The 13,016-nt window shown below is 75.9% G+C and carries 7 protein-coding genes; 5 read left to right on the plus strand and 2 right to left on the minus strand.

What is annotated here, in order from left to right; translation table 11 throughout:
- The first annotated feature begins 65 nt into the window (after positions 1-65).
- From MF672_RS51445 to MF672_RS21355, 3 genes are all read left to right on the plus strand, one after another.
- A complete protein-coding gene (locus tag MF672_RS51445; RefSeq protein WP_302893242.1) occupies positions 66-4,001 on the plus strand; it encodes an ATP-binding protein in 3,936 nt (1,311 codons plus the stop codon).
- 17 nt (positions 4,002-4,018) lie between these two features.
- Complete coding sequence (locus tag MF672_RS21350) at positions 4,019-4,348, plus strand: hypothetical protein (protein WP_242379318.1); 330 nt, start codon at positions 4,019-4,021, stop codon at positions 4,346-4,348.
- A 164-nt stretch (positions 4,349-4,512) separates the two neighbouring features.
- Positions 4,513-5,112, plus strand: coding sequence for a hypothetical protein (locus MF672_RS21355; RefSeq protein ID WP_242379316.1), 600 nt, complete (start codon positions 4,513-4,515; stop codon positions 5,110-5,112).
- A 21-nt stretch (positions 5,113-5,133) separates the two neighbouring features.
- Here the strand turns inward: MF672_RS21355 and MF672_RS21360 are convergent, their stop codons facing one another.
- Positions 5,134-6,564, minus strand: a complete 1,431-nt coding sequence (locus MF672_RS21360; RefSeq protein WP_242379314.1) for a glycosyl hydrolase — start codon at positions 6,562-6,564, stop codon at positions 5,134-5,136.
- A 13-nt stretch (positions 6,565-6,577) separates the two neighbouring features.
- A complete protein-coding gene (locus tag MF672_RS21365; RefSeq protein ID WP_242379312.1) occupies positions 6,578-9,049 on the minus strand; it encodes a cellulase family glycosylhydrolase in 2,472 nt (823 codons plus the stop codon).
- Positions 9,050-9,358: 309 nt separating this feature from the next.
- Here MF672_RS21365 and MF672_RS21370 point away from each other — a divergent pair, with 309 nt between their 5' ends.
- Together MF672_RS21370 and MF672_RS21375 are read left to right on the plus strand one after the other, a co-directional pair.
- Positions 9,359-11,851, plus strand: a complete 2,493-nt coding sequence (locus MF672_RS21370) for a glycoside hydrolase family 2 protein (protein ID WP_242379309.1) — start codon at positions 9,359-9,361, stop codon at positions 11,849-11,851.
- Positions 11,848-12,888, plus strand: coding sequence for a LacI family DNA-binding transcriptional regulator (locus MF672_RS21375; RefSeq protein ID WP_242379307.1), 1,041 nt, complete (start codon positions 11,848-11,850; stop codon positions 12,886-12,888). Before MF672_RS21370 ends, MF672_RS21375 begins: the two co-directional genes overlap by 4 nt.
- Positions 12,889-13,016 lie beyond the last annotated feature (128 nt).

Consider the following 13,016-nt stretch of genomic DNA (forward strand, 5'->3'; position numbering starts at 1 on the left):
TGCGGCGCGACGGTGGAGAGAGGATGCCACCGGACGTCCCGTGGCCGCACGGAAGGCGGAGGGGCATGGAGCTGCACGTCCTCGGACCGTTGCAGGTGCTGGAGCAGGGCCGCGCGCTGGCCCTCGGAGCCGTCAAGCAGCAGGTGGTGCTGGCCGTCCTGCTGCTGCACCCGAACGAGGTCGTCTCCCCGGCGCGCCTCGTGGACGAGGTGTGGGGCGAGTCGCCGCCGGCCACCGCGCCCAAGGTCCTGCAGGGCTACATCTCCAGCCTGCGCCGCATCCTGGGCAGCGGCGCGATCATCACCCGGGGCGGCGGCTACCAGGCCGTGGTGCCCGCCGGGGCGCTGGACAGCGTCCAGTTCGACCGGCTCGCGGGCGCCGGGCGGGCCGCCGCCGCGCGGGGCGACCCCGTGCGGGCCGCCGACCTGTTCGCGCGGGCGCTGGCGCTGTGGCGGGGAGAGGCGCTGGCCGGGCTGGAGTTCCGGGCGTCGGCGGCCGGGGAGGTGGAGCGGCTGGCCGAGCAGCGGCTCAGCGTCGCCGAGCAGCTCACCGAGGTGGAGCTGACGCTCGGCCGCCACATCGAGCTCGTGCCCCGGCTGCGCGAACTGGTCGCGGCGCACCCGTACCGGGAGAGGCTGCGCGCCCAGCTCATGCTGGCGCTCTACCGGTCGGGACGGCAGGCCGAGGCGCTGGCCGTGATACGCGACACCCGCCGCCTGCTGGCCGACGAACTGGGCATCGACCCGGGGCCCGAACTGCGGCGCCTGGAAAGCCGGATGCTCGCCCACGCCCCCGAACTCGACCCACCGCCCACGACCTGGGGCCCCCACGAACCCACCCCCGCCCCTGACCCCGAACCCGCTCCCGAGCCCTCCTCCCGGCCCGCGCCGCCGTTGCTTCCGGTGCCGTCCGCCGCGTCGGCGCCGTTCCCCGAGCCCGGGACGCGGCGGCTGGTCACCGTGCTCAGCGCGGAGCTCGCCGCCGAGCCGCCCGGTGGGCTCGATCCCGAGGCGCTGCACCACCTGCTGGACGTCTTCGCCCGCGCCTGCGAGGAGGCGGCCGCCCGGCACGGCGGGACGGTGGAGCGGGCCGGGCAGGCCGCGACCGGCGTGTTCGGCCTGCGGGAGCTGCGCGAGGACGACGCGGCGGGCGCGGTCCGCGCCGCGGTGGCCCTGCGCGACGCCCTGTCCGGGCGGCTGGCGGCCGTGGCCCGCGATCACGACGTCGTCCTGCGTCTCCGCACGGCCGTCGAGTCCGGCGAGGTGTACGTCGCCCCGGACGAGCCCTCCCCCGCCGGCGTCCCGCCGCGCGCGGCCGGGCAGGTGTTCGAGGTCGCCGCCCTCCTGCGGCAGGCCGCTCCGCCGGACGCCGTCCTGCTCGGCGACCGCGCCCGCCGCCTGCTCGGCCCGGCCGCGCGGGTGGAGCCGTACCCGGCGGCCGGGGGCGAGCGGGCCTGGCTGCTGGGCGCTCTCGACGCCGAGCCGCCGCCGCTCGCGTCGTTCGTGGGCCGCCATGACGAGTTGCACCGGCTGCGCACGGCGCTGGAGCAGGCGTCCGGCCGGCGGGCCTGCCACCTGGTGACGGTGCTCGGCCCGCCGGGCATCGGCAAGTCCCGCCTGGCGGCCCAGCTACGCGACGAGCTGCCGCCCGACGTCACCGTCGTCACCGTCCGCTGCGGCGCCTACGGGGCAGGCGAGGGTCCCCTCGCACAGCTCACCGCCGCCCTGATCGGCGACGCGCGCACTTCGGCGGGCGATGCTCACGACCCGGCCGGCGACGATGCCCCGGCCCGTCACACCGACGACCCCACCCGCGAGGCAGAGGACGAAACGGGTGTGGCGGAGGGCCTGGCGGGGTGGTTGCTGGGGGAGACGCAGGCCGGGCTGGTGCGTCGGCGGCTGCTGGCCGCGCTGGGCCTGTCGGGTGAGCCCGCGCAGGCCGACGAGACGTTCTGGGCCGTCCGCCGCATGCTCGCGCACGCCGCCCGCCGCCGCCCGCTGCTCGCCGTCCTGGACGACCTGCACCGCGCCCAGCCCGAGCTGCTGGACCTGCTGGACTACCTGGTGGCCTGCGGCGGCGGCGCGCCGGTGCTGCTGCTGTGCCTGGCCCGTCCCGAGCTGACGGAGGACCACCCCGCCTGGGCCGCCCCGCACCCCGGCAAGGCCGTGCTGGCGCTGGGCCCGCTGCCGGACGCCGAGGCGGCCAAGCTGGCCGAGATGGTCGCGCGGGGCCCGCTCGGGCCGGCCGCGACCAGGGAGATCCTGGCGGCGGCCGAGGGCAACCCGTTCTTCGTGGAGCAGCTGGTGGCCGCCCGGGCGGAGAGCCCGGAGGCGCGTCTGCCGCTGACCGTGCAGGCCGTGCTGGCCGCCCGGCTGGACCGGCTCCCTCCGGGCGAGCGGGCGGTGCTGCGGCACGGCTCGGTCGAGGGCCCCGCCTTCCACCGGGGCGCGCTGGCCGCGCTGCTGCCGCCCGCCGTCCGGCCGGAACTCGGTACGCACCTGGTGTCCCTCGTCCGTAAGGGCCTGATCCGCGCCGAGCGTCCCGAGTTCGCCGACGAGGACGCCTTCCGCTTCGCCCACGCCCTGATCGGCGAGGTCGCCTGCGCGAGCCTGCCCAAGGCCACCCGCGCCGGCCTGCACGAACGCCTGGCCGCCTGGCTCAAGGGCAAGCCGGCGGCGCACCCGGCCGCGATCGGGCACCACCTGGAGACGGGCCTGCGGCTGCGGGCGGAGCTGGGCCCGCCGGGCGAGCGGGAGCGGGCACTGGCCGACGAGGCGGCCGCGTACCTGGCCGAGGCGGCCCCGGCCGCGCTGCTGCGGGGCGACGTGGCGGCCGCGCGGGCGTCGCGCCTGTGGGAGCGGGCGGCGGCGCTCATGCGTCCCGGCGACCCGGCGCGAACCGCGATCCTGCCCCGGGTGGGGGCCGCGCTGCACGAGGCGGGCCGGTTCGCGGCGGCGGCCCGCGTCCTGGAGGAGGCGGCAGGGACCGCGGCCGACCCGCGGGTGCGGGCGCTGGCCGAGGTCGAACGCGAGCGGCTCCGCCTCCAGACCGGTGCGGGGCGGGTGCTCGGCGAGGCCCGCCGGGTCGCCGGCCGGGCGCTTTCCGCGCTGGACGGCGACGACCGGGCGTTGTGCCGGGCCTGGTGCCTGCGGGCGTCCATCGCCTGGACCGAGGGCCGCGCCGCGGCGGCCGACGACGCCTGGCGGCAGGCCGGGCGGCACGCCCGCCGGGCCGGCGACGACCGCGAGCACCACGAGATCCTGGGCTGGCGGGCCTCGGCCGCCGCCTTCGGCCCGACGCCGGTGCCCGAAGGGCTGGCGCGGTGCGCGCGGAGCCTCGCCGTGGTGGCGGGCAACCCGGCGGCGACGGCCGTCGTGCTGCACCCGTACGCGCTGCTCCAGGCCATGCACGGCGACCTCGCGCAGGCCCGGGAGAGCGTCCGGCGGGCCAACGAGATCCTCGGCGACCTCGGCCGCCTGCAGTCGGCGGTCTCCCACCACGAGGCCATGGTGGAGCTGCTGGCCGGCTGCCCGGGGGCGGCGGAGCCGGGGTTGCGGGCGGGCTGCGACCGGCTGGCCGAGCTGGGCGAGCGCACCCTGCTGGCCACCACCGCGGCGATGCTCGCCAGGGCGCTGCTGGAGCAGGGCCGCGAGGAGGAGGCCGAGCTCGCCTGCCGGCTCAGCGAGGAGCACGCGGGGGCGGAGGACGTCCCGACGCAGGTGATGTGGCGCGGCGTCCAGGCGCGGCTGCTGGCCGCCGGCGGCCAGCCGGGCGGCGAGTCGCTGGCCCGGCAGGCGGTCCGGCTGGCGGGGACGACGGACCTGCTGCCGTTCGTCGCCGCGGCCCGGCTCGACCTCGCCGAGGTGCTGGACGCGGCGGGCCGCCACCGGGAGGCCCGTGAGGAGGCCCGCCGCGCCCTGGCCGGTTACGAGCGCAAGGGCGACGTCGTGTCGGCGGGGCGGGTGCGGAGCCGGCTCGCGGCGCTGGGCCGCGGGCACTGAGTGAAGGGAGGAGCGCCATGTCGTTGTCGCTGATCGTGCGGGTGGAGGTCACCGGGACGCAGGCCGTCGTGGTGGGGACGCACAGCCCGTCGCCTGGGGAGGAGGGCGCCGAGATCTACTACTTCTACGTGCTGAGCAGGGACGGCCAGGTCGTGCTGCGCGGGGACGTGCGGAGCGTGCTCGACCCGGTCAAGCCCGAGTGGCGGGGCGCGCCGCATCCGCGCCCGGCCGAGCTGGCCGACGGGGAGACGGTGCAGGCCACGGCGCTCGGCGTCATCCAGGTCGCGGACCGGGCCGGCTTCCAGACGCTGGTCTGGGCGCAGGACATCCCGGTCGTCCCGGTCTGAGGCGAAGGGCTCTGACCGGCGATCGGGCCTGAGGCGAAGGGCGCCGACCGGCGATCCACCCAAGCTGCACCGGGAGCGAACCGGGCCCCCGCAGGATCGGGGCGTGACCCGCGGACGCCCGTTCAGGCGTCCGCCGCCTCGATTCCCGGAAGGACCGAGCACCCATGCGCAGATCTTCTCTCCTCGCGGCCCTGGCCGCCGCCGGAGCCCTCGCCGTCACGGCCGCCGGGCCCGCGACGGCGGCCGTCCCCACGCCGGGGACCGCCGCCGTCGCGGGCCGCACCCTCGTCTACATGGCGGGGACGCAGGTCGCCAACAACGTCTCGATCATCGAGCGGGTGTTCATCGTCGGCGGCTTCCGCCAGCTCTTCTACGTGGTGGACGATAGCTTCCGGCTGAACCCGGGCGCCGGTTGCGCCCGTTTCGACGCCGACCTGACGAAGGTCCGCTGCCGGGGCGCGACCGGCATCGCCGCGATCAGCGTCAACGCCCGCGACGGCAACGACCGGGTGAGCGCCCCCGTCGGCGTGCCGGCCACGATGCGGGGCGGCGCGGGCGCGGACGTCCTGACCGGCGGCCGGGCCCGCGACGTGCTGATCGGCGAGCGCGACGCGGACACCCTCCAGGGCGGCCTCGGCGACGACGTGCTCAGCGGCGGCGCCGGGCGCGACACCCTCAACGGCGGCCCGGGGACGGACCGCGCCGACGGGGGCGCCGGCTTCGACCGGTGCTTCGCCGAGGTGCGGGTCTCCTGCGAACGCTGACCCGCGCGCCCCCGTGGACGGTCAGGCGGGCAGGGTCCACTTCTGGTTGGCGTTGCCGGTGCAGGTCCAGATCTGCAACGGGGTGCCGGCGGCCTGGCTCTGCCCGGTGGCGTCCAGGCACCTGCCGGTGGCGGGGTTGACCAGCCGCTGCGTGCCGGCGTCGTAGCGCCACTGCTGGTTGGGGTTGCCGGCGGCGCAGTCCCAGATCTGGGTCCTGGTGCCGTCGGCGTTCACGCCGCCGGCCACGTCGAGGCACTTGCCCAGGGCGCGCAGGGTGCCGTCGGCGGCGACCGTCCACGCCTGGGCGGTGCCGTTCGCGTCGCAGGTGTAGAGCTGCACCTTCGTGCCGTTGGCCGGGTTGGCGGCGGCGACGTCCACGCACGTGCCGCCGAGGCCCTTGATCTTCCCGGTCCGCGTGGCGGTGGTGCCGCCGCCGACGGTGAACTCGCCCCGGTTGAGCACGCGCGGCCCGAAGTAGCTGGCCTGCACGCTCGCGTTGGTGTTGTACGCCGGGTCGGTCAGCCACTCGGCCCACACCATGAACCAGGTCCAGCGCGGCTGGGCGTCGAGCAGCGCGGGGCCGGGGGCGCGGCCGACCTCGGCCAGCGCGATCGGCTTGCCGCCCGCCACGTCGAGCATCGCCTGGTGGTCGGCGGCGGAGGGCTCCATCTTGACCCAGACGTCGAGCGAGGCGACGTCGGCGTACCCGGCGCCGGGCCAGTAGTCGCCGATCGAGCTCATGGCGAGGTCCTTGACGTTCCAGACCCACACGAGGTTCGTCAGGCCCTGCGCGGTGAGGTAGTCGTGGGTGATCTGGTAGAGCCTGCGGCTGCCGTTCGCGCCGGGCCGGCCGCCCCACCAGGACCAGCCGTCGTTCATCTCGTGGACGGGCCGCCACAGCACGGGCACGCCGGCGTTCTGGAGCTGGCGGAGGTAGGGGACGGCCTCGGCGAGGCGGCTCTTGAAGGCGTTGTTGAGCGCGGTGCCGTCGGTGACGAGCTGGCTCCACTGGCTGTCGGACAGGTGGGCGAGCACGCCGTTCGCGTCCCAGCCGCAGGTGGGGCCGGTGGTGGGCGGGCACATGTGCCAGGTCAGGGCCACCACGGAGCCGCCCTGCCACTGCCGGACGGCCTCGTTGACCATGGTCTGGCGGGCGGCGACGTCGGCGGCGGAGAACAGGAGGTCGCCGCCCCACAGGCCGGGCGTCTGGCCGGTGATGCCCTGGGCGAGGCGGGTGTACGTGGTGGGGTCGCTGTTCGGCTCGCGGTTGTGCTGGCCGGACAGCGTGGCGCGGCCGGAGATGCCGGTCAGGAACGCGATCAGCTCGGCGCGGGAGGCGGCGGGGAAGGCGAGGGCGGGCGGGGCGAGGGCGGGCAGGGGGAGCGCGGGCAGGGCGAGGCCGATGACGACGGCCAGGGCGAGCGCGAGGCTCCGCCGGCGGGGGGTGCGCATGGGGTCGTCCTCTCTACGGGCCGGGGTAGGCGGTGACCTGGCCGACGGTGAGCGTCCCGGCGCCCGGGCCGCCGCCGACATAGATCGACAGCTGGTCGAAGCGGGTCAGGTCGAGCGGGCCCGCGCCGGCCCAGCTCGGGTGGTCGAAGCCGGCGAAGGGGATGCGCGCCGCGCCGCCGGGGACGGCGTCGAGGGTGTGCTCGAAGTAGACGCCGCCGGTGACGAACTGCACGGTGACCTTGACGGGCCGGCCCGTCCCGGTGAGCCGCAGCTCCAGGCCCTTCAGCCCCCACAGGTCGAGGGACGGGGCGAAGGCGCGGGTCACGCCGGCGTACCCGGCCGCGCCGAGGGTGTAGTCCAGCCGCATGGCCGGCCCGGCGTCGAGGACGGGCGTGATCGGGTCGCCGTTGGGGTTGCGGACGTAGGCGCTCGCGAGCCCGCCGGTGTCGGCGTAGCCGGTGAAGTCGTCCACGACGGCGGGCCGCGTCGGCAGCGGCCGGGTGGTGAAGCTCGCGACGGGGCCGGCGGTGCTTCCGGCGGCGTTGACCGCGGTGACCCGCCAGTGGTAGGTGGCGCCGGGGTCGAGCGCGGCGGACGGGGTGTGGCTGGTGCCGGTGATCGCGGTGCCGGTGATCGCGGTGACGGTCAGCACGGGGTCGCTGAGGTCGGCGTTCCTGGAGACGGTGAGCGTGTAGCAGCCGGCGCCCGCGGCGGGGCTCCAGGTGAACGCGGGGGCGCCCAGCACGTCCCGGGACCCGGGGGCGGGGGTGAGCGGCGCGGGGGCGGCCGGGGGCGCGGTGACGGGGGCGGGGTCGGCCGCCCACAGGGTGGCGCGGGTCAGCGTGCCGCCGCTCCAGAGCACGCGGACGTGGCCCGCGCCGCCGGCGTCGGCGCTGACCTGCCCGTCGCCGCCGTCGTGCCGGACGGTCCGCCAGCCGGCGCCGTCCTGCGACACCTGCACCCGGACGCGCGGCCGGCCCGTCAGGTCGAAGCGCACCCGCCGCAGGCCGGGGCGGCTCCACGACACCCGGCCCGCGCCCTGGGCGGTCGCGCCCGCGGGGGTGAGCGTGATGCCGGCGTGGCCGTCGGCCAGGTCCGTGGTCTGCAGCGGGTCGGCGAGGACGATCTGCGTCCGGCCCGCCCGGACCGGCTCGGACGGCGTGCCGCGGCGGCCGTCCCTGCCGATCGGGACGACCCGGTAGGTGACGTCGCCGCGCGCCTCGGTGTCGAGCCACGGCGTGCTGCCGTCGCCCAGCGTGCCCTGGTGCGCCGGGGTCCAGCCGCCGTGCGCCGCGCGTTCCACGACGTAGCCGTCCGCGCCGGCCGCGCCGCGCCAGCGCAGCTCGTTGAGCCCGCCGCGCTTGTCCACCTGGGTGATCAGCGGCGGCCCGACCCGGGTGGGGCGCGCCGAGGCCGGGGAGACCTGCCCGGCGAAGGCGATCTGCGCCTCGACCGAGGCCCGCATGCGCTCGTCGTCGCCCGGGTAGTGCAGGGTGAAGCCGTCGTCGTGCTGGACGAACCCGCCCCGGTCGTGGTGGCCGAACAACGACCACGACATCATGCCGGTGACGGCGGGGTCGGCGGCGAGCGGGGTGAGCAGCTCCGCGCCGGCGGCGGTGGAGGCGTACTCGCCGGCGAGGTAGACCTTGCCCGCGCCGGTGACGGTGGCGGCGTCGGCGGCCACCCGTGCGGCGGTCGGCGGGTAGTAGTGCACGTCCACGATGTCGACGCCGGGGGCGGCGAGGGTGTCGGGGTCGATGTCGAAGCGGCGGCCGGCGGCGATGAGCTGGCGCGGCGCCCACTGCCGGAACACGGCGGCGTTGGCGTTGATCCAGCCCGGCGTCATGCCCTCCAGCTCGTTGCCGAGCTCCCACGCCATGATCGTGGGGTCGGCGTTGTAGGCGCGGCCGGTCAGCGGGTTGACCCGGCGCATGAGGTGCCCGGCGTAGGCCTGGTAGTCGGCGATCACGCGCTGGTCGGTGTAGAACGCCTCCGGCGGCAGCCCGTACGGGTCGGTGAAGTCGTGGTGGCCGCCGTGGTAGTAGGACCACTCGTCGGTCAGCGGCAGGACGAGCCGCAGGCCGATCGAGCCGGCGTAGGCGATCGCGTAGTCGACGGTGGCGAAGGCCGCCTCGTTGAAGCCCTTGTCCTTGGCGGGCAGGATCGACAGCGGGTTGCCGGTGGAGGTCAGCATGTGCGAGCGCACCACGGTCATGCCCATGGCCTTGGCGGTGTCGAGCGCGTCGCGGATGCGGAAGAACGTCGGGTAGGCGACGCCGCCGACGTTCTCGTCGAGGCCGAGCCAGTAGATGTTGGTGCCGGCGAAGCGGAACGGCTCGCCGTCGAGGGTGAGCCGGCTGCCGTCGCGGGTGACGTAGCGGGTGTTCCGCGTGGGGAGGTCCGTCGCGGGCGAGGCGTGGGCCGGCGGGGTCAGGGTGAGCGCCAGGACGATCGCGGCGAGGCTCGCCCATCCGATGGATCGCATGTCAGCACCTTTCTCGGGACGTGCGGGGACCGCGTGCTGAACGCTTGCTTTACCGGATAAGTGACCCTGACCCTAGATCCGCGTGACAGCCGCGTCAACACCGGAAAACGCCTGGGTTACGCGTGCCGACCCATCACCTCACCGGTTCATAGCCTCACCAGGGCCGGCGCCCCGCGACCGCCTCGCCGTCGCGCTCGGCGACCTGCGCTTCCACCCGTTTACTGAAACGCTCTAGACAGGTTTAGCGCCCATCACCTACCTTGATCGGACGCCAAGGGACATTTGCCCCATTGCCTGAAGGAGCGCCGGTTGACGAAGCAGATCACGTTGGTGGACTCGGGGTGGACGCTCCGGCTGGCGGGCGGCACGGCGCCCGGCGGCCTGGCCCGGCTCCGCGACGAGCCCGTGCCCGCCCGGGTGCCCGGCTGCGTCCACGCCGACCTCCTGGCGGCCGGGCTGATCCCCGACCCGTACCGCGGCCTCGCCGAGCTGGAGGTGGCGTGGGTCGGCCGGGCCGACTGGCGCTACGACACCGCGCTGGCGGCGTCGCCGGCCGGCTTCGAGCGTACGGACCTGGTCTTCGACGGCCTCGACACCGTCGCGCAGGTGCTGCTGGACGGCGAGGAGCTGGGCCGCACCCGCAACATGCACCGCTCCTACCGCTTCGACGTGACCGGCCTGGCGCGCGCGGGCGCGGCGCTGTCGGTGCGCTTCACCTCGGCCTACACCGAGGCCGAGGCGCTGCGGGAACGCCTCGGCGAGCGGCCGAACGAGTACCCCGAGCCGTTCAACTACATCAGGAAGATGGCCGCCTCCTTCGGCTGGGACTGGGGCCCCACCCTGGTCACCGCGGGGATCTGGCGTCCCGTCCGGCTGGAGAGCTGGAGCACCGCCCGCCTGGCCACGGTCCGGCCGCTGGTGACCGTCAGCGGAGGCGACGGCAGAGGCGAGGGCAGGGTCACTGGCAGGGTCGAGGCGCACGTCGAGCTGGAACGCGCCCCCTCCGGCGCGGGCCGCGAGCTGCTGCTGACCGTCGAGGCGGCGGGCCGCTCCGTCACCGTGGCCGTCCCCCCGGGGGCGGACGGCGCGGTGGCCGTGCTGGAGGTGCCCGCGCCCGGCCTCTGGTGGCCGCGCGGCTACGGCGAACAGACCCTGTACGCGTGCCGCGTCGTCCTGGCCGACGCCGCGACCGGCCGCGCGCTGGACGTCTGGCAGCGCCGCGTCGGCTTCCGCGACGTGCGCCTCGACACCGCGCCCGACGAGCACGGCAGCGCCTTCACGCTGCGCGTCAACGGGCAGCCGGTCTTCGCCCGCGGCGTCAACTGGATCCCCGACGACGCCCTGCCCGCCCGCCTCACGCCGGAGCGCTACCGGCACCGGCTGGAGCAGGCGGCCGCGGCCGGCGTCGACCTGGTCCGGGTCTGGGGCGGCGGCATCTACGAGGACCACGCCTTCTACGACGCCTGCGACGAGCTCGGCCTCATGGTGTGGCAGGACTTCCTGTTCGCCTGCGCCGCCTACCCGGAGGAGCAGCCGCTGCGCGGCGAGGTCGAGGCCGAGGCCCGCGAGAACGTCACCAGGCTCGCCCCGCACCCCAGCCTCGTGCTGTGGAACGGCAACAACGAGAACCTGTGGGGCTTTCGCGACTGGGACTGGGAGCCCCGGCTGGCCGGCGAGAGCTGGGGCGAGGGCTACTACCTCGGGCTGCTGCCGCGCGTCGTCGCCGAGCTGGACCCGACCCGGCCCTACCAGGCGGGCAGCCCGTGGTCGGGCTCCTGGGACCACCACCCCAACGACCCCGCGCACGGCCCGTCGCACTTCTGGGAGGTGTGGAACCGCCGCGACTACGCCGACTACCTGAACGACGTGCCGCGCTTCGCCGCCGAGTTCGGCTGGCAGGCCCCGCCCGCCTACGCCACGCTGCGCGAATGGCTCGCCGACGACCCGCTCGCCGCCGGCTCCCCCGGCATGCTGCACCACCAGAAGGCCGAGGACGGCAACGGCAAGATCGAGCGCGGCCTGGCCCGCCACTTCGCCGTCCCCGAGGACTTCGACCGCTGGCACTACCTGGCCCAGGTCAACCAGGCGCGCGCGGTCGCGACCGGCGTCGCGCACTGGCGCTCGCACTGGCCGGTGTGCGCGGGCACGGTGGTGTGGCAGCTCAACGACTGCTGGCCGGTCACCTCGTGGTCGGCGATCGACGGGGCCGCCCGGCCGAAGCCGCTCTACCACGAGCTGCGCCGCCTGTACGCCGACCGGCTGCTGACGTTCCAGAGCAGGGACGGCGTGCGCGTGCTGGCCGCCGACAACCAGTCGCCGGAGCCGTGGCGGGGCGCCGCCGAGGTGCGCCGGCTGCGCGCCGACGGCACGGTCCTGGCCGGGGAGCGGGTGCCGTTCGAGGTGCCGCCGCGCTCGGTCGCGCTGCTGCCGCTGACGGTCGCGGAGTTCAAGGAGGCGCACGAGGAGCTGCTGGTGGCCGACGCGGACGGCCTGCGCGACGTGGTGCTCGGCCGCCCGGACAAGGAGTTCGCCTACCCGCCCGCCCGCTTCGGCCTGCGCCTGGGGGCCGCCGGCGGTACGCTCAAGGTTGTGATCACCGCCCACGCCTTCGTACGCGACCTGCTGCTGCAGGCCGACCGGCTCGGCCCGGCCGCCACGGCCGACCGCGGCCTGGTCACGCTCCTGCCGGGCGAGAGCGTGACGATCACGGTGCGCGGCGCGGACGCCGCCCGCGCCGGCGAGGCGGCCGTCAGGTCGGCGCTGTTCTGCGTCAACCCGGCGGGAGGGGCTGCCCGGTCATGAGTGCTGCCGCCCGGCCCGGCGGCAAGGTGACGATCGCCGAGGTCGCCCAGCGTGCCGGGGTGTCCAAGGGCGCGGTCTCGCTGGCCGTCAACGACAAGCCGGGCGTGTCGGCCGCCACCCGCGAGAAGGTGCTGAAGGCCGCCCGCGAGCTGGGCTGGCTGCCCAACCAGGCCGCCAAGTCGTTGTCGTCGGCCTCGGCGCAGGTCAGCAACGTCGGGCTGGTGATCGCCAGGCCGGCGCGCATGCTGGGCCTGGAGCCGTTCTACATGGAGTTCGTCTCGGGCATCGAGAGCGTGCTGGCCGAGCGGTCGCACTCGCTGCTGCTGCGGCTGGTGCGCGACGTGCGGGAGGAGATCGACGTCCTCGACGGGTGGGGCCGCAGCAAGCAGATCAGCGGCTCCATCATGGTGGACTTCACCCTCGACGACCCCCGCGTGGCCGCGGTGGGAGCGCTCCACCTGCCGGTGATCGCGGTGGGGCACCCCGACCTGACCGGCGGCCTGCCGTCGGTGTGGACCGACGACGGCGCGGCGGTCACCGAGGCGGTGCGCTACCTCGCGGCGCTGGGGCACCGCCGCCTGGCCCGGGTGGGCGGCCCGGCCACGCTGGGCCACAGCGCGATCAGGAGCGAGGCGTTCGCCAGGGCGGTCGCCGACCTCAACCTCGAGCCCGGCCGCATCCTGCCCACCGACTTCTCCGGCGAGCAGGGCGCCCGCGCCACGCGGGCGCTGCTCGCCTCCGCGCAGCGGCCCACGGCCATCCTGTACGACAACGACATCATGGCCGTGGCCGGCCTGTCGGTGGCGACGGAGATGGGCGTGTCGGTGCCGGCCGAGCTGTCGCTGCTGGCCTGGGACGACTCGCAGCTGTGCCGGCTCACGCATCCGCCGCTGTCGGCGATGAGCCACGACGTGTTCGCGTTCGGGGCCGAGGTGGCGCGGCGGCTGATGGACCTCGTCGACCGGGGCGAGACGGAGGCCGGCGCGGTGCCGACGCCGGTGCTCGTCCCGCGCGGCACCACGGCCAGGGCGCGCTGACCCCTCACCAGCGTTTCCCCCGCGGCTCTCGCACGCCCCGCCCTAACTAAAACGCTTTAGTAGCTGTTTTCCCAGCTCAGAGCCTATGAAATTCTGGCCTCCAGCCCGATTCCTGGTAACGGTTATGT

This window comes from Actinomadura luzonensis (genome assembly GCF_022664455.2).
Lineage (GTDB): Bacteria > Actinomycetota > Actinomycetes > Streptosporangiales > Streptosporangiaceae > Nonomuraea > Nonomuraea luzonensis.

Bases quoted from the DNA above. Each gene is read 5' to 3' on its own strand.
- MF672_RS51445 (WP_302893242.1), top strand. From the start codon at position 66: ATGGAGCTGCACGTCCTCGGACCGTTGCAGGTGCTGGAGCAGGGCCGC.
- MF672_RS21350 (WP_242379318.1), top strand. From the start codon at position 4,019: ATGTCGTTGTCGCTGATCGTGCGGGTGGAGGTCACCGGGACGCAGGCC.
- MF672_RS21355 (WP_242379316.1), top strand. From the start codon at position 4,513: ATGCGCAGATCTTCTCTCCTCGCGGCCCTGGCCGCCGCCGGAGCCCTC.
- MF672_RS21360 (WP_242379314.1), bottom strand. From the start codon at position 6,564: ATGCGCACCCCCCGCCGGCGGAGCCTCGCGCTCGCCCTGGCCGTCGTC.
- MF672_RS21365 (WP_242379312.1), bottom strand. From the start codon at position 9,049: ATGCGATCCATCGGATGGGCGAGCCTCGCCGCGATCGTCCTGGCGCTC.
- MF672_RS21375 (WP_242379307.1), top strand. From the start codon at position 11,848: ATGAGTGCTGCCGCCCGGCCCGGCGGCAAGGTGACGATCGCCGAGGTC.